Genomic DNA, 25211 nt, shown 5'->3' on the forward strand with positions numbered 1-25211 from the left:
TTTCTCTACGGCCTGGGCAATGTCCCCTTCGGCCCGTACTCCACCACCCTGCACCCCGCCCCCTGCGGGTTCTCGCAGCAGGCGGCCAGCTTCTTCAGGCTATCGCTGAACTGCTCGTCCCACTGCGCCTTGCTGTGCAGGTTGCCCGGGCTCATCCAGTGCGATTGCGGGAAGCGCTTGGACCATTCATCGCCCCCCTGCTGCGGCGCGTTGCCGGTGGACTGCTTCATCGCGACCTGGCACGAGTTCATGTTGCCCATGCGGTGGCAGGCCGTGCAGGTGTTGCCACGCGTCGTGATGCCGAAGGCGTTGAGCTTGGCCCAGGCGCGCTTGAAGTCCTCGCCGATGGCCTTGGGCTGGTAATAGCCAAAGGGATCGCCGGGCAGCATCGTCGTCTGTGCGATGTAGGGGCTGTACATGAAGGGGCCGCTGTCATGGCAGCCAATGCAAGCGGGCTGCTTGAAGGCCACGTCGTAGGGTGACAGCCAGACCTTGTCGGCCGGCAGCGCCTTCACGCCCTCCACGCTGGGCGGAGGCGGTTTGCGTGTGAGGGTGCTGGGCGAGGGCACCCAGCGGCCGTCGATGCCGGCGCCTTCCGTCAGCGGTGCCTTGGCCTTGGCGGTGAACCAGCAGGTCTTGCCGTCGCGCAAGTTGTGCGAGATGACGTTGATCTCGTCGAACAGCGCGCTGCCCGCCGGCCGCGCCACCTGCTTGCGGCAGACGGCGCTGATCTGCGCGGTCTTGTCGTCGCGCAGCACCAGCGCGCGGCTGCCGGGCACGCACTGGCCCTGGCCGCCAGCATCGTTCTGCGGCAGCAGCGAGGGCTTGTCGCAGCGCGCGGGCGCCGGCTGCGGCGGCACGGCCTTGCCGTCGACGGTGATCGGAATCTCCTCGCCGGCCATGCAGTTGAACGCGGGGATCTCCGTGATCTGCTGGGCGCATTGGCGGCCGTACTCGAACTGTGTCTCGGCCTGCGCGGCGCCGATGAGCAGCAACAGCAACAAGGCTTTCATGCGCGCACCAGGCCTTTCTGCGCCAGCACCACCGCGCGTATCGCCTGGTGGTAGCGGGCGTAGCCGGTGCAGCGGCAGATGTGCTGGCCCACGGCCTCCTCGATGGCGGCGTCGAGCCGGTCACGGTGGACGGGCTGGGCGCGCAGGCGCTCGATCAGCATCTCGGTCGCCATGACGAAGCCCGGCGTGCAGTAGCCGCACTGGAAGGCGAAGTGGTCGAGAAAGGCCTGCTGGATGGCGCTGGGTTTCTCCATGCTGCCGGTGCCTTCGACCGTCGTGATCAACTGGCCTTGCAGCAGGGCGACGGGCGTGGAACAGGCGAGCATGGGTTGCGCCTGGCTGCACGGTGCGCGCCGCGCAGCCACGGTGCAGGCCTTGCAGACACCGATGCCGCAGCACAGGCGGGTGCCGGACAGGCCCAGCTCCTCGCGCAGGAAGTCGACCAGGGGGAGGTCGGTCGGCACGTCGGCGCGCACGGGCCGGCCGTTGACGTGGAATTGGACGGGGACGAGGTCGCTCATGACAAAGCCTTTTCGATGTCTGCAGCGGTGATGGGCAGCGAGCGAAAGCGCTTGGCCGTGGCATGCGCGATCGCGTTGCCGATGGCCGGCGCGATGGGGCAGAGCACCGCCTCGGCGATGCCCTTGGCCGTGGGCTCGTCGGTGGGCAGCGTCGTGATGCCCAGGCGCGCCAGCGGCACGTCGGCCGACAAGGCCACCTGGTACCGGTCCAGGTTCCAGCGCCCATCGCCCGCGCCACCGGCCTCCAACGGCAGGTTCTCCAGCAGCGCATAGCCGATGCCCATCGCGATGCCGCCCTGGGCCTGGCCCGTCAGCAGGTCGGGCTGCAAGACCTTGCCGGCATCCAGCAGCAGCTGCACGTCGACGACGCGCGGCTCGAAGCTCTTGGGCCCGATCTCGACGGCCACGAGCACACCCGATGGCGCGTACAGGCTGCGGCCGTAGAGCCCCGCCTCGGGGTTGGGCGGAATGACGTCCTGCCGCAGCACGGACGTCCAGCTCGACTTGCCGGCGGGGCGCAGCGACAAGCCGTCGATGGGCAGCAGCAGCGCCGGCCCGCGCGGCATCTCGTAGGTGGCCGACACCCACGCGCCTTCGTAGAAGCCGTGCACCATCGCGGCGGCCGTCAGCTTGCTCGAGTGGACCTGGGCAGCCAGCAGCGCCAGCGGCAGCGGATCAAGCCCGGGCGCCACCAACCGGCCGGCCTCCCAGCGCGTGCGCCCCTGCACCTGCGCCAGCGGCACGCCCCACTGCGCCGCGGCCGCGGGCAGCAGCCCGGCTTCGAACAGCACGCGGCTGGCCTGTTCGGTCACATGCACCTGGTGGAAGGCGGTGAGGCAGGCGCTGCTGGACATCGAGAAGCCGGCCGTCCAGTGCGGATCACTCCAGCTGCCGTCCTTCTTGCTGTTCATGTCCAGCCCGTTGAAGCTGCCCACGTCGCCCATGACGACGTCGTGCGCGTTGCGGCCCAGCCAGGTGGCCGTGGAGATGGCCAGCGTCGTCGCTGAGCCGTTGCCCATGTCCACGCAATTGGTGCGCACGGTGAGGCGCCCGTCGGGTGCAAGGGCGACCTCGGCCATGACGCCGTCCGTGCCCGTGCCAAAGGCCTGGTTGGCCAGCGCAAAGCCAACGCCGTAGCGGACGCCCTCCCTGGCCTTGCGGGCCTTGACCGCCTCGCGGTCGCGCCACAGCGGGTGCTCACGGGCGCGGCGGCAGATCTCGCGCAGCGTCATCACCTGGGTCAACGGCGCGCCGGTGATCGTGCGGTCGAACTGGCGCAGTGCATTGATCTCGCGCAGCTCGATGGGGTCACGCTTGAGCTCCACGGCCACCTCGTCCACCAGCGTCTCCACCGCGAAGCTGGCCTGCGGCCCACCGAAGCCGCGCATGGAACCGGCCACGACGCCGGTGCTGGGCTGGGCGACGGCGTCCACATAGGCCCGGCGGATGTCGTAGCCGCTGAGGCCGCAATAGGCCGCCAGCATGGCGACGAACTGGCTGTAGTTGTTCTGCCCGCCTGAGGGCAGCACCTGGTGGCTACCAAAGGCCAGGAACTTGCCGCTCGTCCTGTCCACCGCGATGTGCTGCTTGATGTTGCTGGCGAGCTGCTTCAAGCCACCCTGGAACTGCTCGTAGCGGTCCTGGGCGATGCGCACCGGCCCGTCGGCCAGCGCGGCCGTCACGGCCAGCAGCGGCGGGAAGGTGGACACGTCGCGCCCGCCGAAGCCGCCGCCGGGGTAGCAGGAGTTCAGCACCACGGTCTTGACCTTGATGGGGCAGGTCTCGGCGCCGAACATCGCCAGGCTGTCGGTCGAGTCGCCATTGGTAGCCTGGGTGCCGAGCACGAGGCTGATGGTGCCAGTGCCCGACGGATCCAGCCAGGCCAGGCCGGCCTCGGGCTCCATGAACATCGGGTCCAGCACCTGGGTCTTGTAGGTGCCGCCCATGCGCAGCACGGCGGGGTTGTGCTCCTTCAGCACCGCGTCGATGCGCTGGCGCAAGGCCTTGGCCGTGGTGTTGTAGGGCTGCTCCTTGGAGTCCTTCGCGAAGGGGTCGGACGTGCAACCCACCTGCACCTGAGAGAAGGGCGCGACACCTGCGGCCTCATAACGCGTCAGATAGTTGACCGGGGCGTAGGCCGTGACGGGTGGCTCGGGCGGCGGGGGCGGGGGCGCGCCGGTCTTCACGACGCCGGGCTCGAACTGCAGCGCGCGCTTGGCGCGGCGGTAGGTGTTGCTGTCGGCAAAGATCAGGATGGCCACTGGCTGGCCATAGAACTGCGGCGCCTTGCCCACCGGCACCAGCAGCTGCCGGACGCCATCGGCACCCTCGCTGGAGAAGGGCAGCGCCAGATTCTGCGAAGCCAAGTCGCGCTGTGGCCAGGAGAAGCCGGCCAGCGGCGTCTGCGTGATCGTCAGCAGCGGCTTGGCCTGGGCGTCGGCCAGGCGGCTCAGGTCCAGGCCCGCGAAGGCCAGGCCGGGCTGCGTCGCGCGCAGGATCATGGCCATGCGCTCGGTCCGCGGCCAGCCGGGCATGTCCACGGCGCGGAAGTCGCGGGCATAGATCTTCTGGCCCGTCACCTTGGCCAGGCCGTCGATGCGAAAACGCGCCTTGCCCGGCCCGCCGGACCAGTCGGGCGCGCCGGGCGGCGTGTGCGGCTGCACAGGAGTGTCGACCGGCTGCGGGCTGGCGCCAAGCAGCCTCGGTGTGGGCGGCTTGAGGGCCAGGGCCAGCTCATGCACCAGCAGTGTGACGGCACCGGCGCCAGCGCCGATGACGCGCCGCCGGGTCAGCCTGAATGGCCCGTTTGGGGTCGTCGCCGAGTTGTCCGACACGCCTGCCTCCCATTCATGCAATGAATGGCGAGTTTGGCGCCGCTAGCGTGCCAAACCGGCGGGGGTTTTGCCTGAGTCAGCGCGTCAATCGGTAGATCAGTAGCGCCGCGCGGATGGCGCCGCGTTCAATGGACGCGATCTCCAGCCACTCATCCGGCGTGTGCGCGCCGCCGCCGGCGGCACCGAGGCCGTCCAGGCTGTCGACCAGGGGCGCGACGAACTGCACGTCGCCCGCGCCGCGCTGGCCCGGCGGGAAGGGCACGACGGCGTTCAGGCCGGCGTCGGCACTGGCCTGTGAATAGACCTCCAGCACCTTGAGGTTGCCGGGCGTCGGCGCCATCGGCGGGTAGCTCTCGTGGAAGCTGATCTTGGAGCGCGTGCCGGGCAGGGCCTGCTCGACGATGGCCTGCATGCGCTCGCGGGCCTTCCTGCCCTGCTCGTTCGTGAGGTAGCGCAGGTCGCCGCGGGCCTGGGCATCGCGCGGGATGACATTGGTCTTGCCGAAGGCCTGGCCCTGGCTCTCGCCGTCGTCCCACTTGGCGCTGGTGCCGGCCACCACCGTTGCTGCATTGAAGGTCAGGTCGGGCTCGATGAGCTGCTCGCGGAAGGCGTTCAGCACGCGGGCCGCCTCGTAGAGCGCGCCATAGCCGTCGCGGCCGAAGACGCCCGCCGAGTGGCCGGTGCGCGCCGTCACGTTCAGATGCCAGGTACCCGAGGCGCGGCGGCCGATGGTGGCCGTGTCGCGGCCCTGCTCGTCTCGAGCCGCGCCCTCGAAAGCCAGGGCCACGTCGCTCTGCTTCGCGGCCTCGATCAGCGCCGCACGCGCGACTTCGGCCGGGCTGCCCACGCGCTCCTCGTCGCCGGTGAACACGGCCCTCACCGTGCGGCCCTGCAGCGCGCCGATGTCGTTCAGCGCCCGCAGCGCGAGCAGGATGACGACGTCGCCGCCCTTCATGTCGGACACGCCCTGGCCGCGCACCTTGCTGCCGTCGCTCTGCCAGGGCACGACGGGGCTGTCCTTCTCGAACACGGTGTCGAGGTGGCCGATCAGCAGCACGCGCTTGCCCTTGTCGCCGGTGCGCTCGGCCACCAGATGGCCGGCGCGCTTCATCTCCGCCGGCATCTCCACCCAGCGCGTGCCGAAGCCGAGGGCCTCGAACTCCTTGGCGTAGACGGCGCCCACCTCGCGCACGCCGGCCGGGTTCAGCGTGCCGCTGTTGATGAGGACGCTGCGCTCCAGCAGCTTCAGTGCATCGGGCGTCAGGCGCTTGACGTTGGCGACGATCTGCTGCTCCTGGCTGTCGAGGCCGGCGGCCATGGCCGAAGACGTGACGAGCAGCAGGGCGAGGGTGGTTCGGATAGCGTGCGGCATCTTCATGCCCTGAGTGTCCACGAGCCGCCATGCAACGCCGCCTGCTGCTGACCCTTCCCCTAATGAGCTGTCTGCCCGCACGGGCCGCCGCGCCATCCACGGCCCTGCCGAGCGTGCGCGTGCTGCCGCAGCCGCTGGCCATGCCCGGCCTCGCCCGCAGCCGCACGCTGCGCCTGTGCCTGCCGCCCAGCTACGACAGCGAGCCGCAGCGCCGCTACCCGGTGATCTACATGCACGACGGCCAGAACCTGTTCGACGCGGCGACCAGCTTTGCCGGCGAATGGGGTGTGGACGAAACGATGGAAGCCATCGCCAGGGAGACCGGCTTCGAGGCCCTCGTCGTCGGCATCGACAACGGCGCGGAGAAGCGCAACAGCGAGATGGCGCCCTACGACCACAAGGAGCTGGGCAAGGCCGAAGGGCCGGCCTACCTCGACTTCATCGTCAACACCGTCAAGCCCTTCATCGACGCCGGCTGGCGCACCCGGCCCGAGCGCGAACACACGGCGCTGATCGGCAGCTCGCTGGGCGGCCTCATCAGCCACGCGGCGCTGCTGGGCCATGGCGAGGTGTTTGGCCGCTATGGCCTGTTCAGTCCGTCCTACTGGGCGGCGCCCCAGCTGTTCGACGCGACGGCCGCGGCCCAGCTGCCGGCCGACACGCGCATCCACCTGTACTGCGGCGGCAAGGAAGGCCGTGGCATGGTGGAGCCGGCCCGGCGCATGCACGGCGTGCTGGCCCGCCAGCTGCCGCCGGAGCGGCTGACGCTGAACATCGCGGCCGACGCCGGCCACAACGAGGCGGCTTGGCGCGCGGAGCTGCCAGCGGCGTTGAGAACCTTGTTCAGGCTGGGTTGAGGGCGGAGACGCTGCTGGCGATCTGCAGCCGCGTCTCGGCCCGCCACGCGGCCAGGCCGTCGGGCGCCTCGCGCGGCGACAAGCCGTTGGCGCGGATGGCGCCCACGTAGCCGTCGCGGCCCTGGGCCTTGGCGGCGTACAACGCCGAGTCGGCCAGTGCCAGGCAGGCGCGCCAGTCCCACAGCCGCGGGTGGCGCGGGTCCAGCGGGAAGGCGCAGAAGCCGATGGACACCGTCACGTGCACGGTCTCGCCGGGGCCGATCTCGAAAGGCTTGTCGCGCACCGCGGCGCACACGCGTGCGGCCAGCTCGGCGGCGTCGCGCCGGTCGGTCTCGCGGGCCAGGGCCAGGATCTCCTCGCCGCCCCAGCGCACCAGGGAATCGGTCTCGCGGAAGACTTGGCGCAGCCGCTGGGCCAGTTGCACCAGCACCGCGTCGCCGGCGGCGTGGCCGTGCACGTCATTGACGCGCTTGAAGTGGTCCAGGTCCAGCAGCAGCAGCAGCAGGTCGGCCCCGGGTCCGATGTTCTGGCCCTGGGCTTCGTCGCCGGTGGTCTCGAAGCGGCGCAGGCACAGGCGCAGGTCGTCGTCCAGGCGCAGCTCCAGGTAGCGGCGGTTGCGCAGGCCGGTCAGCGCGTCGGTCAGGCTCAGCTCGCGCAGCTCGGCGGTGCGGTCGTCCACCAAGGCCTTCAGCTCCGTCTCGCGCAGGCGCAACGAGCGGGTGCGCCAGCGCATCCAGCCCCAGATGGCGAGCAGCGTCAGCAGCACGCCGCCGGTGCGGGCCCAGTCCGTCTCCCACCATTCCGGCTCCAGCGTGATGGGCAGCTGCAGCTGCTCGGTGCCCCACAGGCTGTGGTGGGCCGTGGCGCGCACCTGCAGCACGTAGCGGCCGGGCTTGAGCGGCCCGAAGCTGGGGTTGCGGCCGCTGGCGTCCACGCGGGTCCAGTCGCTGTCCAGGCCCTCCAGCCGGTATTCGTAGCGCAGCCGCGTCGGGTCGGCGTAGTCCAGCGCCGCGAACTCGACGGACAGCGTGCGCTTGGCCGGCGGCAGCTGCAGGCCTTCGCGAAGCGAACGCGGCGGCTCGTGCGGCTGGCCGTTCACGCGCAGGCCGCTGATGACCAGCGGCGGGTTGGACGGCTGCGCGCGCCAGACATCGGGCATCACGCGCAGCAGGCCGCGGCTGCCGCCGAACAGCAGGCCGCCGCCGGGCAGCTCGGTGCTGGCGAAGAACCAGAAGCTGCCGAAGTTGGCGCCTTCGGCGCTGCCGAAGCTGTCGAGCCGGTCGGCCGCGGGGTCGTAGACGTAGAGCTGGCTCCAGATGCGGCCCTGGCCGTCCTCGTGCAGATTGCCGCCGAACACGCCTTCCACGCCATGGCGTTCGCTGATGCGCTCGAAGCGCGCGCGGCCTTCGGCGTCCCAGCCCTTGAGGCGGTGCAGGCCGCTGACGGGCGTGTCCACCCACAAGCGGCCGTCGCGCCCCCACAGCAGGCTCATGACGATGGGGCTGGCCAGCGCTTCGGTGGGCGACTGCGGCACCACCTCCAGGCCACCGGCGCCCGCCTCGCGCTCGCGGAACAGGCCCTGCTGGCCACCCACCCACAGCCGCCCGTCCGGCGCTGTCTTCAGCACATAGATGCCGCCATGCAGCAGCAGGCCGCCTAGCGGATGCACGCGCTCCGGCGCCGCCGCCGTGGCGCTGCTCAGCCGGTACAGGCCCTCCTGCATGCCCAGCCAGATGCTGCCGTCGGCGCGCAGCAGCAGCTGCTGGGCTCGGCCGCCGTCCAGCGCCCAGTCGCGCAGCAGCTGGCCCGAGGCGGCGCGGTGCTCCAGGCGGCCCGCCGCGGTCATCCACAGGCTGCCGTCGGTCGCCTCGGCCATGATCTCGACGACGCTTTGCCGCTCGCGTGGCCATTCGCCCAGCGTCGCCAGCTCGCGGCCCGGGCGGCCGTCCAGGCGCACGACGTGGCCGGTCTGCGTCGGCGCCAGCACCTCGCCGTTCTTCAGCGCCAGCACGGCGCGCACATCGGCTTCGGCCAGCGGGCTGTTGCGATCGGCGTCGGGCCCGCGCACGGCCAGGGCCGGGTGGCTGAGGTGGCGCTGCACGCCCAGGCCATAGCCGCTGACCCACATCGCGCCGCTGCGGTCGCGCAGCAGGCCGCTGATGTCGTTGCCGGCCAGGCCCATGGCGCGGCGCGGGTCCTGGCGCAGCACGGCCTCGACGGCGCCGCTGGCCGGGTTGACCCAGAACAGCCCCACCTTGCCGCCCACCCAGAGCCGCCCGTCGGCGCCCTCGGCCAGCGCGTTGATGGGCATGTTCAGCGCCTGCACCCAGCGCACCTGGCCCTGCTCGACAACGCCCAGATGCCCGTCCTGCGTACCCAGCCAGATGCGGCCGGTGCGGTCCTCGGCCAGGGTCTGCACCGGCATGCCCTGCTCCAGGCCAGGCAGGGCCAGGCTCTCCCAGGCCCCGTTGACGAGGCGGCTCAGGCCGCGCCAGTGGCCGGCCCAGACGACGCCGTCGCCGCCCACGCGCAAGGCCAGCACGCGCTTCTCGGGCTGGTCGCGCCAGCGCAGCTCGTGGGCCTCGTAGCGTTTGGCGGCCGGGTCATAGCGGTACAGGCCGCGGCCCAGCGTGCCGACCCAGATGGCGCCGTCGCGCGCCACGGCCAGCGCGCGGATGGTGGGGTGCGGCCCGCTGCCGCCCTGAGCGCTGCCGTGGGCCTCGACGCGGTCCTGCTCGGGGTCGTAGGCCACCAGGCCCTGGAATTCCGTGCCAATCCACATGCGGCCGTCGGCGGCCGGCGCCATGGCCTTGACCCAGCCCAGGCTGCGCTTGGCGGTCGTGTCGCCGGCCAGCTCGATGGGGCGCAGGCGGTAGCCGTCGTAGCGCGTCAGGCCCTTGTTCGTCGCGATCCACATGAAACCGGCGCGATCCTGGGCGATCGCCGGCACCGAGTTCTGCGGCACCGTCACGCTGCGGAACTGCACCTCCAGCGGCCCCACGCCGGCGTCGGCCAGGGCAAAGCCCAGGCCAAAGGCCGCCAACAGGGCCACCAGGCCACGAACTAGGGGGTGCATGAGGCCTGCATCCTAAAGGCGACGATTGACGGTGCCGCCTGGCTGGGGCAGCCGCCCGGGCCTCATCCGGCGAACAAGTCACGCGGCCCACGTCGGGGATCGGCCGTGAAGGCCCGCGTGATGCGCTAATGGTCGGTTGGCCGTGCAGCGACGGCCCCGCCTCAGGCCACCGCGCTCACGGCATCCACCACCACCCGCCCATCCAGCAGCCGCAACGTGCGCGACGCCTGCGCCGCATGCTCCAGCGAGTGGGTCACCATGACCAGCGTCGTCCCCTCGGCGTTCAGCTCGCGCAGGATGCGCATGACTTCGGCGCCGTGGGCGCTGTCGAGGTTGCCGGTGGGTTCATCCGCCAGCAGCAGCGCCGGGCGGGCGGCGATGGCGCGGGCGATGGCCACGCGCTGCTGCTGGCCGCCGCTGAGCTGGCTGGGCCGGTGGCCGGCGCGGTGGGTGAGGCCGAGGCGTTCCATGACTTCTTCGACACGCTCGCGGCGGGCGCGCGCCGGCAGCTCGCCGTACTCCAGCGCCAGCGCGATGTTCTCGGCCACGCTCAGGTCGTCGATGAGGTTGAAGCTCTGGAACACGAAGCCGATGCGGCCGCGGCGCAGCGTGTTGAGTTGCTTCTCGGTCCAGCCCGCCACGTTGTGGCCGTCGAACCAGTACTCGCCGGCCGACGGCGCGTCCAGCAGGCCCAGGATGCCCAGCAGCGTGGACTTGCCGCAGCCCGACGGCCCCGTGATGGCCAGGTACTCGCCGGCCTCGATGTCGAGGTCGATGCGGTCCAGAGCGGTGGTCTCTATGTCGCCGGTGTGGAAGGTCTTGGTCAGATGCTTGAGTTTGAACATGGCTCAGTGCAATTGGAGTGAGGTGGCGCCGGCAAAAGCGCGGTAAGGGGAGACGACGACCTGCTCGCCGGGTTGCAGGCCGCCCAGCACTTCGATGACGCCGTCGGCACGGCGGCCCAGCTGCAGCGGGCGGCGCTCGGCGTGGCGGCCGTCGGCGTCGAGCACGAAGGCCCAGGCGCCGCCGGTGTCGGCGTAGAAGCCGGCATCGGGCAGCAGCAGCGCGTTCTGCTGCTGGCCCAGCGTCAGGCGCACGTCCAGGCCCTGGCCGACCTGCAGCGCCGGCGGGTCGGCGTCGAAGGCCAGCTCGACGGCGAAGCGGCCGTCCTTGACCTGGGGGTCGATGCGCGTGAGGTGCAGCGCGTGGCTGCGCCCCTCGTGCACCAGCTCGGCGGCCAGGCCCTCACGAACGCGGGCGAGGTGGAATTCGTCCAGCCTCAGCTGCAGCTTGAACAGGCCCAGGCTGTCCAGCCGCGCGATGCGGCTGCCACTCTTCACGCTCTCGCCCACCTGCAGCGCCAGGCCCGTCACGCGGCCGGCCACCGGCGCGCGCACGGCCAGGCCTTCGCTGGCGGCGCGCATGGCGGTAAGGCGCTGGTCGAGGTCGGTGACGGCGCGCTGCATGGCCCGCACCGACTGCTCGCGCGTGGCCAGTTCCTCGCGGCCATCGGCCTGCAGCTGGGCGAGCAGGCGCTCGGCCATGCCGAGCTTGTCGGCCGACTCCTCCAGCGCGGCGGGCGACAGAAAGCCCGTGGCGGCCAGCTCGCGGTCGCGCTGGTGGGCGCGGCGGGCGCGCGCCAGCTCGAACTGGCCCTGCGTCAGCTCGCGGCGATGCGCCGCCAGGGCCTGCGCCAGGCCGGCGCGGAAGGTGGCGAGGTTGGCGAGCTGCTGGGCCGCCTCGCTGGAGCGCGCCATCAGCTCCTGCGCACGCTGGCTGCTGGCCAGCACGACGAGCAGCTGGCCGGCCGCGACGCTGGCGCCGTCCTTCACCAGCACCTGCTCGACGCGACCGTCCTCGGTCGCATCCAGCAGCACGGACTGCAGCGGCAGCGTCGTCGCGCGGCCGACCACCACGTCGCGGAAGGGGCCGCTGCGCGCCGCAGCGATCTCCACGTCGGCCCGCGCCACCGCCACGCCGCGCGGCCAGTGGCGTGCCAGCAGGCCTGCCGCGGCGAGCGCCACGGCCACGGCGAGCAGGGCCACGCCATACCGGCGCGGCAGCACGACGCGACGGTCCATCGCGGCGCCGGAGGTCAGCACAGCACTCATCCTTGCAGTGCCTGCAGAGGCCGCAGCGCGAGTGCCGCGCGCAGGTGCCGGGCGACAGCCAGCGCCGTCACCACGGCCAGCAGCGCGACGGCCGCCAGCAGCGCCCACAGCGAGAACGGGCCCACGGGCGCGCGCTCGACGAAGCCGCTCAGGTAGAGCTGCGACAGCCAGGCGGCGAGCGGCAGCGCCACCACGCAGGCCGCGGCCAGCACGCCGACGAACTCGGTCACCAGCAGCCCCGCCACCGCGCCGGCCCCGGCGCCATGCAGCTTGCGCAGCACGATCTCGCGCTCGCGCCGGCGCAGCGTGTAGGCCGCCAGCGCGTAGATGCCCACGGCCGCCAGCAGCAGCGCCAGCGCACCGGTGACGGCCACGAGCCGGCCCAGCCGCGCGTCCTCCGCCACCTTGGCGGCCTGCTGCTCACGCACCGGCAGCGCCTGGGCCTGGGCGTCGGGCAGGGTGCCGTTGACGAGGGCTGTCAACTTGCGCCGCGTCTCGGCGGGGTCGCGGCTGTGCGCGCTGATGGCGCCCGCGCCGCGTTCGGCCACGGGCGTCATCACCAGCGGTATCGGGCGGTCGCGCGGGCCTTGCAGCCGGATGTCGGCGATGACGGCGACGACCGTGACCGGCTGGCCGTCGCCATAGACGGGGCTGACGCCCAGCGTCTGGCCGATGGCGCTCTCGGGGCTGGCAAAGCCCAGGGCCTTGACGGCGCTGCGGTCCAGCACGACGCCATGCCGGGCCTCCTCGGCGCGGTGGTCGGCCGACAGCCGCCCGGCCAGCACCTGCATGCCAAAAACGTCCAGGTAGCCCGGCGTGAAGCCCACGCCGGTGCGCAGGTTCAGCGTCTGGCCGCTGGGGCCGCGGAACTCGGAGAACCAGTTGCTGAAGTCGCGCCCCGGCACGTCGTCGGCCGCGGCCACGGCGATGACCTCGGGCCAGCTGCGGATGCGCGCCAGCAGCGACTGCGTCTGCGCGGGCTGGGTGTCCCAGGGCAGGTCCACGGCCACGCGGTCGTCCACGCCAAAGCCGCGGTCCACGCGGCCGGCATGCTCGGTCTGCCAGCCGATGGTGACGGCCATAGCCGCGAACAGCGCGGCGGCGCCGAACTGCAGCGTCGTCATCAGCCGGCGCAGCCAGCGGCTGGCCCCGCCCTCGCTGTGGCTGCGCCCGGCCAGGGATTCGGACGGCTTCACGCGCAGCGCGATGCCCGTCAGCGGCAGCGCACTCAGGGCCGCCACGGCCAGGCACAGCAGGCCGGTGAGCGCCACCATGCCCGGCGAAAGCACCGGTGCCTCGAAGCTGTGCTGCATCAGCGCCGCCACGGCCGGCGTGCTCCACCAGGCCAGCAGCAGGCCCAGCAGGCCGGCCAGGGCAGCCACGGCCAGCGCCTCGACGAAGAACTGCGCGGCCAGGGCCGCAGCTCCCGCGCCCAGCGACTTGCGCAGGCCGATCTCGCGCTGGCGCCTGAGCGTGCGCACGCTCCACAGGTTGACGAAGTTGATGACGGCCAGCGCCAGCACGCCGGCCGCCGCGGCCGCCAGGCTGCCGAGCTGCAGGCGGCGCTGCGGGCTGCCGGCGCCGTGCAAGCCGATGTCGGACACGGGCAGCGCGCGCAGATAGGCCCAGTGCCCGCCGCCCTTCAGGAAGTCGGCCGGGAGCCCCTGGGGCGCGGGCTGTTTTTCCAGCAGGCGCTGGGCCAGCTCGCCCACCTGCGCCGCCGTGGCGCCGGGCTGCAGGCGGGCGAACAGGCGACCGCTGGGCCGGGTCCAGCTGTCCGAGCTCGCCAGGTAGGCTTTGGCGGCAGGCGCGTTGAAGCCGGCGAGGGCGTCGTAGTTCAGCGTGCCGTTCAGCCTGGGCGTGGGCAACACGGCCTTGACGGTCAGCGCGAACTGCATGGCCGGTGCCCGGCCTTCGGGGTCGGGCGGCAGCGAGATCGTGAACGTGCGGCCCAGGGCCTGCGTGGTGCCGAAGAGTTTTTCGGCGGAGGCGGCCGTCAGCGCGATGCCCTCGGGCGACGCGAGCGCGGCGGCCAGGTCGCCGGCCAGCGGGTGCAGGCCGAGCAGGGCCGGCAAGTCGGCATCGGCCATCGCGATGACGAGCCGGGTGCTGCGCTGCTGCCCTCGCGCATCGGCGGCGCGCGACGGCAGCTGGGTGTAGAGCACGCGGCTCATGGCGCCGACCGGCGCGCCGGTGTCGCGCAGCGCGGCGGCCAGCGGCACCGCGGGCACGTCGCCGGACCACTCGGTCGTGATGCCGCCGGGGCCGCGCGCCCGCCACTCGAAGGCGGCGAGGCGCTCGCTCTCGGGCAGGCCAGCGTCGGGCCACAAGGTGTCCTGCAGGAAGCTCGCCGTCAGCAGCGTGAGCGCCAGGCCCAGGGCCAGGCCGGCGATGACGAGGGCGGCAGGGCCGGGCTCGGCACGCAACTGGCGCCAGGCGCCGCGCCAGAGAGTGGGGGAGGAGAGCAGCTTCATGGCAGGCTGTTGTGCAAGAGGCGGGCCAGCGTCGTTTCCCAGGGAAAGGTGGCTGGGTGATGCCCAGAACGTCCGCTTGCGAACACCTGCGGTGTCCGCTTCCGGACACCGCCTTGCCCGGTGCACAAGGCGCGCATAGAGTCGCGCCCTCTCATGAGTGGCCTGCTGATCCTCGACGACGACCCCGACGTGGCCCTGGCCGCGCGCCTGGCCTTGCGTAAGCTGGGTCCGGTCGCCGTGCGGCACTCGCCCGCGGAGCTGATGGCCGCGCTGGACGAGATCGCGCCCGACGTGCTGCTGCTGGACATGAACTTCACGCCCGGCGCCAGCGACGGTGCGGCGGGGCTGGCGCTGCTACAAGAGGTCGTCGCTCGCCGCAATGCGCCAGTGGTGATCGTCATGACGGCTTATGCCGAAGTCGAGCTGGCGGTGCAGGCGCTGAAGGCTGGTGCAGTGGACTTCATCACCAAACCGTGGCCCAACGAGCGGCTGGTGGCCTGTGTGCAGGCCGCGTTGGCGCGCCGCGCACCGGCGCCTGCCGTGGGTGAGCTGCTGGGCGAGTCGACCGCGATGCAATCGCTGCGCGCGCAGATCGCCCAGGTAGGCGCCAGCGAGGCCAGCGTGCTCATCCTCGGCGAGAACGGTGTCGGCAAGGAGCTGGTGGCGCGCGCGCTGCACCGTGCGTCGCCTCGCGCTGCCGGCCCGCTGCTGGCCGTGGACATGGGCTCGCTGCCCGAGGCGCTGGTGGAGAGCGAACTGTTCGGCCACCGCCGCGGCAGCTTCACGGATGCGCGCGAGTCGCGGCCCGGGCGCTTCGTCGCGGCGGCGGGCGGCACGCTGTTTCTCGACGAGATCGGCAACCTGCCCTTGGCCAGCCAGGCCAAGCTGCTGGCCGCGCTGGAGCGCCGCGAGGTGACGCCGCTGGGCAGCGACAAGCCCGTGGCGGTGGACGTGCGCGTGCTGGCCGCCACCAACGCGCCCGAGGCCGAGCTGTTCGATGCGCGGCGCTTTCGGCCCGACCTGCTCTACCGCCTCAACACCGTGGTGCTGCGCGTGCCGCCGCTGCGCGAGCGCGGCGCGGGCGACGTGGCGCTGCTGCTGCGCCACTACCTCGCGCAGTTCGCCAAGCGCACGGTCGAGCTGACACCCGATGCGCTGGCGCGGCTGTGCGCCTACCGCTGGCCTGGCAATGTGCGCGAGCTGCGCCAGGCCTGCGAGCGTGCGACGCTGCTGGCACGCGGGCCGGTGTTCACGTTCGCGGACTTCGGCCTGGCAGAGGTCGCCGCACCCGCGCCGGCCGAGCCGGGACTGGACCTGGCCCAGCGCGAACGCGAGGCCGTGCAGGCTGCGCTGGCGCAGGCCGAGGGCAACATCAGCCAGGCGGCCAAGCTGCTGGGCGTGAGCCGCGCGGCGCTGTACCGGAAGCTGGACAAGCATGGCCTTTGATCGCGCTCGCGTCGTTGCCGCGGCGCTGGTGCTGGCCGTGAGCGCCGCAGCTGCCGGCGCCTCGCTGGATTCGCCGCGCCTGCTCGTCGCCTGCCTGCTGGCCGGTCTGATCGCTGCCGCCTTCGGCTGGGCCGCGCTGGGCCGCCTCGCCCACCGCCCCACGCCGCTGCCGCCCGACCCACCACCCGCGCCCCGGCCCGACCTGGATGCGGCCCTCGAACATGCCCCGCTCGCGCTGTGGCGCCTCGTCGCCGGCGCCCCGCCGCTGGCGTTGAACGCCGCCGCGCGCCGGCTCGCGGCGCCGGGCCGCGCGGTCGAGCCCGCCGGCCTGCTGGCGCTGCTGGACGCCGAGCCGGGCCGGCGCGTCGTGACGCTGCCGACGGAGCACGGCCAGGAGCGCGCCGTGCTGGCCGTGTCCAGCCTGACCGTGCAGGGCCAGGCCTGGCGGCTGGCGGCGCTGGCGCCCATCGAGTCGGAGCTGGAGACCGAGGCTCTGGCCGCCTGGCGCCAGCTGGTGCAGGTGCTGACGCACGAGATCATGAATTCGCTGACGCCCATCGCGTCGCTCGCCACGAGCGCGCCGGCGCTGCTGGAGGCCGGCGAGCTGGATGAGCTGCAGGCGGCGCTGGCCACGCTGGCGCGGCGGGCGGCGCATCTGCAGGCTTTTGTCGAGCGCTACCGCAGCGTCAGCCAGCCGCCGGCGCCGACGCTGGCCGACATGCCATTGCTGCCGCTGCTGCAGGCGGTGCAGCGCCTCGTCGCGCCGGCCTGGAGCCAGGCGGGCGGCAGTGTCGAAGTCAGCGTCGAGCCCGCGAGCCTCGCGCTGCGTACCGACGCGGCCCAGCTGGAGCAGGTGCTGATCAACCTCGCGCAGAACGCGTTGCAGGCCTGCGCCGGGCGGCCCGCGCCCAAGCTGAGCATCGAAGCGGGCCTGAGCCGCGGTGCGCGCCTGCGGCTAACGGTGGCCGACAACGGCCCGGGCGTGGCGCCGGGGCTGGAGTCGCGCATCTTCACGCCCTTCTTCACCACGCGCGAGGGCGGCAGCGGCGTGGGCCTGGCCGTGGTGCGCCAGCTGGTGCACGGCCTGGGCGGCACCGTGCGCTACGCCAAGCGGCCGGGTGGCGGTGCCTGCTTCGTGTTGACGTTTTGATGCCAAGTTAGGGGGCCGGAACGGCCCAGGGGTCACGGGGTTGTCACCCCGGCTGTCTAGCCTGCAGCGCTACGCCAACCTGGCGCCTGACTGGAGCACCCTTCCCATGTCCAAACACCTTCGCTGGGCCGGCGTCTGCCTGCTCGCCGCGGCTTCGCTCGCCGTGACCAAGCCTTCCCTGGCCCACGACTACTCCCGCGCCCGCGCCGAGAACGCGCCCCTGGTCATCGGCCACCGGGGTGGCGCCACCGGCTACCTGCCCGACCACACGCTGGAGAACTACGCGCTGGGCATCGCGATGGGCGCGGACTACGTCGAGCCCGACCTCGTCGCGACCAAGGACGGCCACCTGATCGTCCGCCACGAGCCCAACCTCATTGCGACCACCAATGTCGCCTCGCTGCCGCAGTTCGCGTCGCGCAAGCGCACGGCCGTCATCGACGGCGCCTCCGAGGTGGGCTTCTTCGCCAGCGACTTCACGCTGGCCGAGATCAAGACGCTGCGTGCCATCCAGCCGCTGGCCGACCGCGACGCCAGCTTCAACGGCCAGTTCGAGATCCCGACGCTGGAGGAGGTCATCACCTTCGTGAAGCGCAAGTCGGCCGAGGAAGGCCGCCGCATCGGCATCTACCCGGAAACCAAGCACCCGACCTACCACCAGAGCATCGGCCTGGCCCTGGAGGACCGCCTGCTGCGCGTGCTGAGCCGCGCCGGCTGGAACCACCGTGGCGCCCCGGTCATCGTGCAGTCCTTCGAGACGGCCAACCTGAAGTACCTGCGCAGCAAGTCCAGCCTGCGCCTGGTGCAGCTGGTGGATGCCGATGACGTCAACGCCGACGGCAGCCTGGCCTTCAACAAGCCCTATGACAAGCCTTACGACTGGGTCGTCTCCGGCCGCGCCGGCCTGTTCAAGGACCTGCTGACGCCGGCCGGCCTGGCCGAGGTCAAGACCTATGCCGACGGCGTCGGGCCGTGGAAGGTCTACCTGCTGTCCAGCGCCTGCAAGACGCTGGCGGCCGGTGGCGGCTGTGCCGACACGAATGGCGACGGCCTCGTCGACGAGCGCGACCGCAAGCTGCTGGCACCGAGCGACATCGTCGCCAACGCGCACAAGCTCGGCCTGATGGTGCACCCCTACACCTTCCGCAGCGAGCAAAAGCGCCTGGCCAGCGACTACAAGGGCACCCCGGTCAACGAATTCCTGGCCTTCTACGAGCTGGGCGTGGACGGCGTGTTCGCCGACTCCGCCGACGCGGCCTTCGTGGCGCGGGCCATGTTCCTGCTGAAGAACGACCCCAGCTACGCCCGCTGCCTGGTCAACGGCCGCGGTTGTGTGACCAGCAAGGACTGAGTAAACGGGCGCAAACCGCCGGCAATTCGTGCGGATATGCCGGCTTTCCTCGGTGGTGCGGGTCTGTGGTGGGTGTTAGGCTGCCCGCTGTCACACCCCGGGGATGGAGATGTTTCACGAGTTGCAGGAGTTGTTGGGCGCCTACTTGATGCCGGTGCTGATCGCGATACCGCTGGCCATCATCGTGCTCATCGCCGCCTTCAAGCGTGACGACTATCGGCCGTCACGCGAGTACACGCAGCCGCCGCGCCCGCCCGCAGGCATTCCGCGCGCCACGGCACCGGTGGTGCTGCCGCCTTTGCCCGGCTCCGCCGGCGCCGGGCCATCCATGGCCAGCGCCTTCGTCACCGCGCCCACGCCGATGCAGCCCCCGAGCACCGCGCCCGTGGTGCCCGAGGGCCCGCCCACCGTGCTGATCGCCGACGACTCGGCCGTCGTGCGCACCAAGCTCAAGCGGCTGCTGGAAGGCGCCGGCTTCACGGTGGTCCAGGTCAACGACGGCAACGAGGCCATGGCCCAGCTGGAAGAAAAGCCTGAGATCGCCGTGCTGATCACCGACCTCGAGATGCCCAACAAGGACGGTTTCGAGTTGATCGCCGACGTGCACGGCAGCCTCACGACCGAGGACCTGCCCGTCATCGCCATCACCGGCCACGACGAGCTGCACGGCCGCGTCGGCCAGATCGAGGGCGTCTACGGCATCTTCAAGAAGCCCTGGAACGACCGCGAACTGCTCAAGCGTGTGGAGTCGCTGGTGCACCTGCGCAGTGCGGCGAGCCGGCGCGGGCGCCGCGCCAGCGACCTGCGCGCGCCGCCAAGCGCTTGAAAGAGTCCGCCACCGGCTTCGAGTACAGCTGGGCCGATCTCCAGCCCATCCGGCCGCTGATGTGGGTGGTCATCGCCGCCCAGGCGCTGGGCGGTGCTGCCGGCCTGCTGATGCCGCACTTCTCCACCTGGTTCGAAAGCCTGTGGTTCGGCGCCGCGATGGCGACGCTGCCGGGCTTCCTGATCGGCCTCGCCGTGCAGGCCTGGCGCAGGCCGGGCAGCCTGGGCGAGCACCGGATCATGGTTCGCAGGCTGGGCCTGATTGCCATCGTGCTGACCGTGTACGCGGTGGCGATGCCGCTGCTGGGCTTGGGGCAACGATAGGCCGTGGGGCGCTCAGGCCTGATCACGCGGGCCGGAAGCTCCAGCGCAGCTTGATCTCGGCCTGACCATTGCCGGCCGGCAGCCGCGCCTGGTCCTGCCCCTCGGCGCTGAGCTGCACGAGGCGCTGCTGCAGCCAGGCTTGGGCCTCCAGCCAGTGCAGGCCGAGCCGGCCCTCTTGCCGCCTGGCGCGCCGACCGGTTTCTTCGCGAACGCGCACACCCTGCACGTCCTGGGCAACGGTGGCCAGCGCCGTCCAGACGCGGCCGTTGCGGGTGTCGAGCACGGCCTGCAGCGTCGGGCAGGGCGTGTCGTCGCGGCGCGTCTCGTGGCCCTGGGCGGTCTCGGTGTAGTTGACGACGCCCTGCACGTCGTTGAAGCGGCCCTGCACGCGCTCGTCCAGCCTGGCCGTCAGCTGCAGGTTGCAGGCCATGACGCCAGTGAAGAGCAGATACGGCGTGGCCGGGCCACTGTCCTCCGGCGCATCGACACCGCCCCCGGCCTGGCGGCGTGCGTCGGCACGGCAGGCTTCGCGGGCCTTGCCGGCGGGCTGGCGTTCGCAGGCGGCCGCGGCATTGCCATAAGCCTGCAGGCGGCCCTGGCTGCCGGGGTTGACGCCGGGCATGGCGCCGGCGCTCAGGGCCGAGGCCTCGCGCATCAGGCAGGCGCTGTCGTTGCCGCAGCGCGCCTGCAGGGCCTGGGCCTTGGCTTGCATCGCGCGCCAGTCGGGCATGGGTGCGGCGGTGGCGCTGCGTTGGGCCACCTGGGCGGCCTCGGCCTGGCGGCGGTGGTCTTCCGGGTCCAGCGGGTTGTAGGGGATGGGCGTGCCGTCGCTCTGCAGCAGGGCGCTGAACTGCCAGCGCTGGCTGAGGGTCTGCTCGCCGCGGTCGGCACCGGCCTGCACGGGGCCCTGGCGCTGCAGTTCAACGTCGAGCACGAGGCGGCGCTGCTGGGCGGGCTGGGCTTGGGTGACGTCGGCCAGCAGCCAGAAGGCGGCGAGGGCGAGCAGCAGCGTCAGGCCGCTGCGCGGGGAGGTTGGCGTTGAGGTGGGCATGGGGGGTTCCGGCAAGGCTGGGATGGCCGGCATCGTCGGCCGCGCAGCCCGGTCGCGCATCGCCCAGGGGAGCCAGCGGCCATGACAAGCGCCATGGCTCCTGCGTGGCTCTTCGTGGGCTACCGCCTTGGGCGCGGGCGCCGCCCGGCGCGTGGATGAATTCACCCCTGTCGCCGTTGGTTACTCGACGACAGAAGCAGCCAGCGAGGATGATCCAGGCAACTCATTGCCGGAGCCGTTCGAATGTCGTACCTGGACCCACTGGATCAGCACGCGCTGGACGTCAAGATTTCCGAGCTGCTGGTGGCCACCGCCGACGGCTACGACCCCGAGCTGGACCGCAGCATCACCCACGTGTTGCTGATGCTGCGCAAGCAGCTGCAAATGGATGTGGTCTTCGTGTCGGAGTTCGTCGACGGCGAGCGTGTGTTCCGCTTCGTCAACGGTGGCGCGGCACTGGGCCTGCACGCGGGCGACTCGGCACCGCTGGAAGAGAGCTATTGCCAGCGCGTCGTCGAGGGCCGCATGCCGGAGCTGGTGACCGACGCCCGTGAGCTGGTCGCGCGCGGCGAGCTGTTCGACCCGGGCATCCCGGTCGGCGCCCACCTGAGCACGCCGGTGGTGCTGCCGGACGGCCGCGTCTACGGCACGATCTGCTGCTTCAGCGCCGCCGCCCAGCCCGCCCTGCAGCAAAGCGCGCTGGCCTGCCTGCGGCAATGCGCCAAGCTGGTCGCGCGCAAGGTGGACTACGAGCCCCACCCCGGCTTCGCGCCGACGCAGCTGGATTGGCCGGCGACGGAGCCGGTGCCTTTCCCCGAGATCACCGGGCAGGGGTGACGCTGCCAGCCAGCATGACGGCCGGGAGTAGCGCTTGCGGCGTCGGCAATCTTTACAGCGGCCTCGCATTCGCCGAGGTGGCCCCCCCTAGGTTGCGGTGTAACTGATTGATTCAGCGCGCAGAACCCATCGCCTCGACGCGACGGCCCAAGCCTTGCTTATCCTCTGCCGGGAGCCCGGCGCCTCCCGTTCAAAGCGTCTCAATTCATCCGAAGGACTGCAAATGAGGCTCAAAACTACGGTGGCACGCACCCTCACACAACTTGTCGCCGGCAGCGTGATGCTGATGGCCAGCAGCCTGGCGCTGGCAGGCCCGGTGCTGTGGACCCTGACCAATGTCGTCTTCGACGATGGGGGCGGCGCCACGGGCTCTTTCGTGTTTGACGCGGACACCAACACCTATTCGAGCGTGCTGATCACCACCAGCGGTGGCGGTGCGCTGCCAGGCGCCACCTACGACACCGGCGAGATGGTCAACGCCCCGTTCACCACGAACAATCTGCACCTCACGCTGATCGACGGCTTGGGCGCTGCCGACCTGACCGGCCAAAACCTGATCGGCCTGACCTATTTCTCGGCGCTGACCAACGCCGGCGGCTCGATCAATCTGGTGGGTGGTTATTTCAATACCTTTGAAGGGGTTTGCGGCGCCCCCGACTGCCTCAGCGGCACGGGCAACCGTACGCTGCTGCGGACCGGCAGCGTCGTGGCCGGCAGCATTCCCGAGCCTGGCTCCATCGCCTTGGTCGGCCTCGGCCTGGGGCTGGCCGCCTGGGGCGGCCGCCGGCGCGCAGCCTGAAGTTACGCCGCCCAGCGCGTGAGAGGCCGACAGACGTCGGCCTTTTTTCTTTCTGCGTCGCAAACCCTCAGGGCAGCACTCTGACCTTGATGTTCCTGAAGTGCACCGTGCTCTCGGGGTCGTGCCCTTGCAGCGCAAAGGTCCCGCTGGCGAGGTAGCGCTGCTCCAGGCCCTTCTTGCGCACGAGGGGGGACTCCTCGGTGTAGTCCGCCGTCTTCTCGGAGCCGACGAAGGTGGTGACGTGCTTGCCCTCGACGCGGATGGTCAGCGTGAACCAGCCCCCGTCCGGTGCGATGACCTTCGGAAAGTCCTGCACGCCCCACAGACCGCCCGTGCGGCTGGGGTCGCTGTGCGAGTTGTTGACCTGCACCTCGTAGCCGAGGTTGGGCCAACCGACCTCCTGCCATCGGGTGTGGAAGTAGACGCCCGAGTTGGCCTTGGGGAAGGTCATCACGTCGGCCTTGAACTCGAAGTTCTTGAAGTCGTGCTGCTGCACGGGGCCGACGTAGAACAGATGCGAGCGCGGGCCCTGGACGATGATGGCGCCGTCCTTGACGCTGAAGCTCCCGGGCGCGTCGCTGGCACGCCAGTTCTCCAGCGTCTTACCGTCGAACAGCAGCTTCCAGCCGGCGGTGGTTTCCTCGGGGCTCAGCGTGTTGACGTTCATGTCGGCGGCGTTGGCTGCGGTGGCGAGGGCGAGGCTGGCGGCGAGGATGGTGAGTTGTCGCATCAGGAGACTCCGACGATCTGCAGGACTTTGAGGGGTGGGCCGTCGAAGGTGACGGACGGGACATTGCCGACGAAGCCGAGGTCCTTGCTGCCTTCGGGCGTTGTGTAGAAACCGCCGGCCGTGAGGTCACGGAAGCGCTTGAAGAAGCGCGCCGCGGCGGCGTGCTCGGGCTTGGCCTTCTCGGCCCAGCAGATGTCGTCGGCGATCTGCGATTGCGCAGCGATATCCAGTTCGGCAAATGGTTTGTGGAAGCGCGAACGGCTCTCGGCATCCAGCCATGCGAGGCCCGGAACGATGACGTCCTTGTCCTTGGCCTGGTCGGGGTAGGGCGCGCTGATCCACTCGTCGATGAAGAGATGCACCTTCAGTTGCGCGGCACTCGGCGAGTGCTCATCGGCCGGGATGATCAAGCCGCACAGGGCTTGCGCGCACCGGCTTTGCGCGGGCGTGAAAGTCAGCGGCCACAGCTCACCGCCGCGGTAGCTTTTGGTCAGCAGCGGGTCGGTGCCGTAGCTCTTGGCCTTGCGCGCGGCGGGCGTTGCACCGGCCGACACCTCCGCGCCCAGGGCCGCGCTGGCGGCCAGCATCCATTGCAGGGTCTGTCTGCGGTCCATGCTCAGAGCTCCTTCTTGCGCAGGCGATCGACGATGTGGTCCGCCTGGCGCCAGGCCAGGGCCATGATGGTCAGCGTCGGGTTCTTGTCGGCGTTGGAGACGAAGGGCGCGCCGTCGGACAGGAAGAGGTTGGGCACGTCCCAGGTCTGGCCCCAGCTGTTGGTGACCGAGGTGCGCGCGTCCGCGCCCATGATGGCGCCGCCGACCTCGTGAATGATGGAGCCGCCCGGCGCTATTGCCTTCTTGCCGTCCAGCTCCGGCCCACCGCCCTGCACGCGGCCGCCCATGGCGGTGACGATGTCGGCGAAGGTCTTCTGCATGTGCGCGGCCTGGCGCGTCTCGTGCTCGGCCCACTGCCAGTGAAAGCGCAGCACGGGGATGCCGAAGCGGTCCTTGGTGGTGGGGTCCAGCTCGCAGTAGGACTGCTCGTTGGGGATCATCTCGCCGCGGCCGGCGAAGTAGACGAAGCTGCCGTACAGCCGCCGCACGTCCTGCTTGAAGCGCGCGCCGTAGCTGCCCTGGGTGAGCCACTCCAGGCCCGCGCCGGTGCCCGAGGTGGGCATGCGTTTGCCGGTGCTGATTTCGATGTGATAGCCGCGTGGGAAGCCCAGCTTCTGCTCCCAGCCGCGGCCCTGCTGCTGGTACAGCCACCAGGGCGAATAGGCATGGCCGCCGCCGGCACCGTCTTCGTTGTGGGCGGGCAGGGCCTCCAGGCCCGGCACCTGGCCGCTGAGGTCGCTGCCCACGGTGTCCATGATGTAGCGCCCCAGCTTGCCGCTGGAGTTGGCCAGGCCGCCCGGCTTGCTGTTCAGCAGGATGCGCACCGACTCGCAGGCGCTGGCCGCCAGCACGACGACGCGGGCCTTGGCTTCGATGTGCTTGCCGGTCTTGCGGTCGACGAAGCGCACGCCACTGGCCTTGCCGCCGGCGGTGGTCACCTCGAAGACCATGGCGTCGCACAGCACGTCGAGCTTGCCGCTGGCCAGGGCCGGCGGCAGGTGCACGGCCGGGCTCTGGTAGGTGGCACCGATGCTGCAGCCGCGGCCGCAGGGCGTGGCCCAGAAGCAGGCGGCGCGGTCGCGCATGGATTGGGCCACCAGCGCTTGCGCCCGCGGGTTGCCAGGGTGCAGCAGGGCGGGGATGCGGGTGTCGTCGAGCTTCTTGGTCAGCACCGCGCGGTGGATGGGCACGACGGGCACGCCCAGCTTGGCCGCGTGCTTCTTGATGAGGCGCTCGCCCACGCGCAGGGCCGGTGCGGGCAGCAGGCAGCCGTCGGGCGAGTCCGGCGTGTTCTCCAGGCCCTCCGCGCTGCCGTAGATGCCGATCAGCATCTCGACCTTGTCGTAGTAGGGCGCGACGTCTTCGTAGGCGATCGGCCAGTCGAAGCCCAGGCCGTCGCGGCTGAAGGGCTTGAAGTCATACGGCCCGTTGCGCAGCGAGATGCGGCCCCAGTGGTTGGTGCGGCCACCCAGCATGCGCGAGCGCCACCAGTCGAAGCGCTGCTGCGGGTCAGTGGACGCCTGCGTGTAGGGTTCGCCCGGCACCTGCCAGCCGCCGTCCACCGTGGCATCGTAAAAGCCGAAGGGCTTGTCCGGCGTGCCGGCGCCGCGCAGGGGCGCGTCGGCGCTGGTCTGGAACATCGGCGTCTCGGTGCGGAAGTCGTAGTTGCGGCCGGCCTCCAGCATCAACACCTTCACACCTTCCAGCGCCAGCGTGTAGGCCGTCTGGCCCCCGCCGGCGCCCGAGCCAACGACGATGACGTCGTAGTCCTTGGCCATGCTGCGCGTCGTCACGAAACCCATGCACCTCTCCCGGGGAAGACGGCG

Annotated in this window: 20 protein-coding genes; 8 read left to right on the forward strand and 12 right to left on the reverse strand. The window is 71.3% G+C overall.

The window, feature by feature from the left end:
* Positions 1–5: 5 nt before the first annotated feature.
* The 4 genes from AC07V5_RS03905 to AC07V5_RS03920 all read right to left on the reverse strand — a co-directional run bounded on the left by AC07V5_RS03905 (position 6) and on the right by AC07V5_RS03920 (position 5746).
* Positions 6–1013 carry a hypothetical protein gene (locus AC07V5_RS03905; protein WP_495114274.1) on the reverse strand — a complete coding sequence of 336 codons (1008 nt, stop codon included), beginning with the start codon at positions 1011–1013 and terminating at the stop codon, positions 6–8.
* The gene (locus tag AC07V5_RS03910; RefSeq protein ID WP_495114275.1) at positions 1010–1534 is read right to left on the reverse strand and encodes a (2Fe-2S)-binding protein; all 525 of its coding nucleotides are present in this window, start codon (positions 1532–1534) and stop codon (positions 1010–1012) included. The genes AC07V5_RS03905 and AC07V5_RS03910 overlap by 4 nt, the downstream gene beginning before the upstream one ends.
* Positions 1531–4368 (reverse strand): xanthine dehydrogenase family protein molybdopterin-binding subunit, encoded by a 2838-nt coding sequence (locus tag AC07V5_RS03915; protein WP_495114276.1) that lies wholly within the window; start codon positions 4366–4368, stop codon positions 1531–1533. The genes AC07V5_RS03910 and AC07V5_RS03915 overlap by 4 nt, the downstream gene beginning before the upstream one ends.
* Positions 4369–4444: 76 nt before the next feature.
* Positions 4445–5746: a M20/M25/M40 family metallo-hydrolase gene (locus AC07V5_RS03920; RefSeq protein ID WP_495114277.1), complete on the reverse strand. Its 1302-nt coding sequence runs from the start codon at positions 5744–5746 to the stop codon at positions 4445–4447.
* A gap of 23 nt (positions 5747–5769) precedes the next feature.
* Here AC07V5_RS03920 and AC07V5_RS03925 point away from each other — a divergent pair, with 23 nt between their 5' ends.
* Complete coding sequence (locus AC07V5_RS03925) at positions 5770–6597, forward strand: alpha/beta hydrolase (RefSeq protein WP_495114278.1); 828 nt, start codon at positions 5770–5772, stop codon at positions 6595–6597.
* Here AC07V5_RS03925 and AC07V5_RS03930 read toward each other — a convergent pair.
* From AC07V5_RS03930 to AC07V5_RS03945, 4 genes are all read right to left on the reverse strand, one after another.
* Positions 6584–9673 (reverse strand): two-component regulator propeller domain-containing protein, encoded by a 3090-nt coding sequence (locus AC07V5_RS03930; protein ID WP_495114279.1) that lies wholly within the window; start codon positions 9671–9673, stop codon positions 6584–6586. The genes AC07V5_RS03925 and AC07V5_RS03930 overlap by 14 nt on opposite strands.
* A gap of 161 nt (positions 9674–9834) precedes the next feature.
* Positions 9835–10518 (reverse strand): ABC transporter ATP-binding protein, encoded by a 684-nt coding sequence (locus AC07V5_RS03935; RefSeq protein WP_495114280.1) that lies wholly within the window; start codon positions 10516–10518, stop codon positions 9835–9837.
* 3 nt (positions 10519–10521) lie between these two features.
* On the reverse strand, positions 10522–11784 hold the full coding sequence (locus AC07V5_RS03940; protein WP_495114281.1) for an efflux RND transporter periplasmic adaptor subunit: 1263 nt from the start codon (positions 11782–11784) through the stop codon (positions 10522–10524).
* Positions 11781–14258 carry an ABC transporter permease gene (locus tag AC07V5_RS03945; RefSeq protein ID WP_495114282.1) on the reverse strand — a complete coding sequence of 826 codons (2478 nt, stop codon included), beginning with the start codon at positions 14256–14258 and terminating at the stop codon, positions 11781–11783. Before AC07V5_RS03945 ends, AC07V5_RS03940 begins: the two co-directional genes overlap by 4 nt.
* 153 nt (positions 14259–14411) lie before the next feature.
* On the opposite strand from AC07V5_RS03945, the gene AC07V5_RS03950 reads away from it, so the two are divergent.
* From AC07V5_RS03950 to AC07V5_RS03970, 5 genes are all read left to right on the forward strand, one after another.
* Positions 14412–15704 carry a sigma-54-dependent transcriptional regulator gene (locus AC07V5_RS03950; protein WP_495114283.1) on the forward strand — a complete coding sequence of 431 codons (1293 nt, stop codon included), beginning with the start codon at positions 14412–14414 and terminating at the stop codon, positions 15702–15704.
* Complete coding sequence (locus AC07V5_RS03955) at positions 15694–16854, forward strand: sensor histidine kinase (protein ID WP_495114284.1); 1161 nt, start codon at positions 15694–15696, stop codon at positions 16852–16854. The genes AC07V5_RS03950 and AC07V5_RS03955 overlap by 11 nt, the downstream gene beginning before the upstream one ends.
* A gap of 106 nt (positions 16855–16960) precedes the next feature.
* Positions 16961–18205, forward strand: coding sequence for a glycerophosphodiester phosphodiesterase (locus AC07V5_RS03960; RefSeq protein WP_495114286.1), 1245 nt, complete (start codon positions 16961–16963; stop codon positions 18203–18205).
* A gap of 103 nt (positions 18206–18308) precedes the next feature.
* Positions 18309–19031 carry a response regulator gene (locus tag AC07V5_RS03965; RefSeq protein ID WP_495114287.1) on the forward strand — a complete coding sequence of 241 codons (723 nt, stop codon included), beginning with the start codon at positions 18309–18311 and terminating at the stop codon, positions 19029–19031.
* Positions 19028–19354, forward strand: a complete 327-nt coding sequence (locus tag AC07V5_RS03970) for a hypothetical protein (protein WP_495114288.1) — start codon at positions 19028–19030, stop codon at positions 19352–19354. The genes AC07V5_RS03965 and AC07V5_RS03970 overlap by 4 nt, the downstream gene beginning before the upstream one ends.
* A 22-nt stretch (positions 19355–19376) precedes the next feature.
* On the opposite strand, the gene AC07V5_RS03975 is transcribed toward AC07V5_RS03970, so the two are convergent.
* Positions 19377–20405 (reverse strand): hypothetical protein, encoded by a 1029-nt coding sequence (locus AC07V5_RS03975; RefSeq protein WP_495114289.1) that lies wholly within the window; start codon positions 20403–20405, stop codon positions 19377–19379.
* Positions 20406–20648: 243 nt separating this feature from the next.
* On the opposite strand from AC07V5_RS03975, the gene AC07V5_RS03980 reads away from it, so the two are divergent.
* Both AC07V5_RS03980 and AC07V5_RS03985 read left to right on the forward strand, forming a co-directional pair.
* Complete coding sequence (locus tag AC07V5_RS03980; RefSeq protein ID WP_495114290.1) at positions 20649–21242, forward strand: GAF domain-containing protein; 594 nt, start codon at positions 20649–20651, stop codon at positions 21240–21242.
* A 223-nt stretch (positions 21243–21465) separates the two neighbouring features.
* Positions 21466–22041, forward strand: a complete 576-nt coding sequence (locus AC07V5_RS03985; protein WP_495114291.1) for a PEP-CTERM sorting domain-containing protein — start codon at positions 21466–21468, stop codon at positions 22039–22041.
* A gap of 67 nt (positions 22042–22108) precedes the next feature.
* Here the strand turns inward: AC07V5_RS03985 and AC07V5_RS03990 are convergent, their stop codons facing one another.
* From AC07V5_RS03990 to AC07V5_RS04000, 3 genes are read right to left on the reverse strand one after another with little or no spacing between them, the layout of a single operon-like run.
* On the reverse strand, positions 22109–22771 hold the full coding sequence (locus AC07V5_RS03990; RefSeq protein ID WP_495114292.1) for a 3-keto-disaccharide hydrolase: 663 nt from the start codon (positions 22769–22771) through the stop codon (positions 22109–22111).
* Positions 22771–23385, reverse strand: coding sequence for a gluconate 2-dehydrogenase subunit 3 family protein (locus AC07V5_RS03995; protein ID WP_495114293.1), 615 nt, complete (start codon positions 23383–23385; stop codon positions 22771–22773). Before AC07V5_RS03995 ends, AC07V5_RS03990 begins: the two co-directional genes overlap by 1 nt.
* 2 nt (positions 23386–23387) lie before the next feature.
* The gene (locus tag AC07V5_RS04000; RefSeq protein WP_495114294.1) at positions 23388–25187 is read right to left on the reverse strand and encodes a GMC family oxidoreductase; all 1800 of its coding nucleotides are present in this window, start codon (positions 25185–25187) and stop codon (positions 23388–23390) included.
* Positions 25188–25211 lie beyond the last annotated feature (24 nt).

The organism is Roseateles sp. GW821-FHT02E12 (assembly GCF_059421665.1).

Bases quoted from the DNA above. Each gene is read 5' to 3' on its own strand.
- AC07V5_RS03965 (WP_495114287.1), top strand. From the start codon at position 18,309: ATGGAGATGTTTCACGAGTTGCAGGAGTTGTTGGGCGCCTACTTGATG.
- AC07V5_RS03985 (WP_495114291.1), top strand. From the start codon at position 21,466: ATGAGGCTCAAAACTACGGTGGCACGCACCCTCACACAACTTGTCGCC.
- AC07V5_RS03950 (WP_495114283.1), top strand. From the start codon at position 14,412: ATGAGTGGCCTGCTGATCCTCGACGACGACCCCGACGTGGCCCTGGCC.
- AC07V5_RS04000 (WP_495114294.1), bottom strand. From the start codon at position 25,187: ATGGGTTTCGTGACGACGCGCAGCATGGCCAAGGACTACGACGTCATC.
- AC07V5_RS03995 (WP_495114293.1), bottom strand. From the start codon at position 23,385: ATGGACCGCAGACAGACCCTGCAATGGATGCTGGCCGCCAGCGCGGCC.
- AC07V5_RS03975 (WP_495114289.1), bottom strand. From the start codon at position 20,405: ATGCCCACCTCAACGCCAACCTCCCCGCGCAGCGGCCTGACGCTGCTG.
- AC07V5_RS03940 (WP_495114281.1), bottom strand. From the start codon at position 11,784: ATGAGTGCTGTGCTGACCTCCGGCGCCGCGATGGACCGTCGCGTCGTG.
- AC07V5_RS03955 (WP_495114284.1), top strand. From the start codon at position 15,694: ATGGCCTTTGATCGCGCTCGCGTCGTTGCCGCGGCGCTGGTGCTGGCC.
- AC07V5_RS03930 (WP_495114279.1), bottom strand. From the start codon at position 9,673: ATGCACCCCCTAGTTCGTGGCCTGGTGGCCCTGTTGGCGGCCTTTGGC.
- AC07V5_RS03935 (WP_495114280.1), bottom strand. From the start codon at position 10,518: ATGTTCAAACTCAAGCATCTGACCAAGACCTTCCACACCGGCGACATA.
- AC07V5_RS03925 (WP_495114278.1), top strand. From the start codon at position 5,770: ATGCAACGCCGCCTGCTGCTGACCCTTCCCCTAATGAGCTGTCTGCCC.
- AC07V5_RS03905 (WP_495114274.1), bottom strand. From the start codon at position 1,013: ATGAAAGCCTTGTTGCTGTTGCTGCTCATCGGCGCCGCGCAGGCCGAG.
- AC07V5_RS03990 (WP_495114292.1), bottom strand. From the start codon at position 22,771: ATGCGACAACTCACCATCCTCGCCGCCAGCCTCGCCCTCGCCACCGCA.
- AC07V5_RS03980 (WP_495114290.1), top strand. From the start codon at position 20,649: ATGTCGTACCTGGACCCACTGGATCAGCACGCGCTGGACGTCAAGATT.
- AC07V5_RS03920 (WP_495114277.1), bottom strand. From the start codon at position 5,746: ATGAAGATGCCGCACGCTATCCGAACCACCCTCGCCCTGCTGCTCGTC.
- AC07V5_RS03960 (WP_495114286.1), top strand. From the start codon at position 16,961: ATGTCCAAACACCTTCGCTGGGCCGGCGTCTGCCTGCTCGCCGCGGCT.
- AC07V5_RS03945 (WP_495114282.1), bottom strand. From the start codon at position 14,258: ATGAAGCTGCTCTCCTCCCCCACTCTCTGGCGCGGCGCCTGGCGCCAG.
- AC07V5_RS03910 (WP_495114275.1), bottom strand. From the start codon at position 1,534: ATGAGCGACCTCGTCCCCGTCCAATTCCACGTCAACGGCCGGCCCGTG.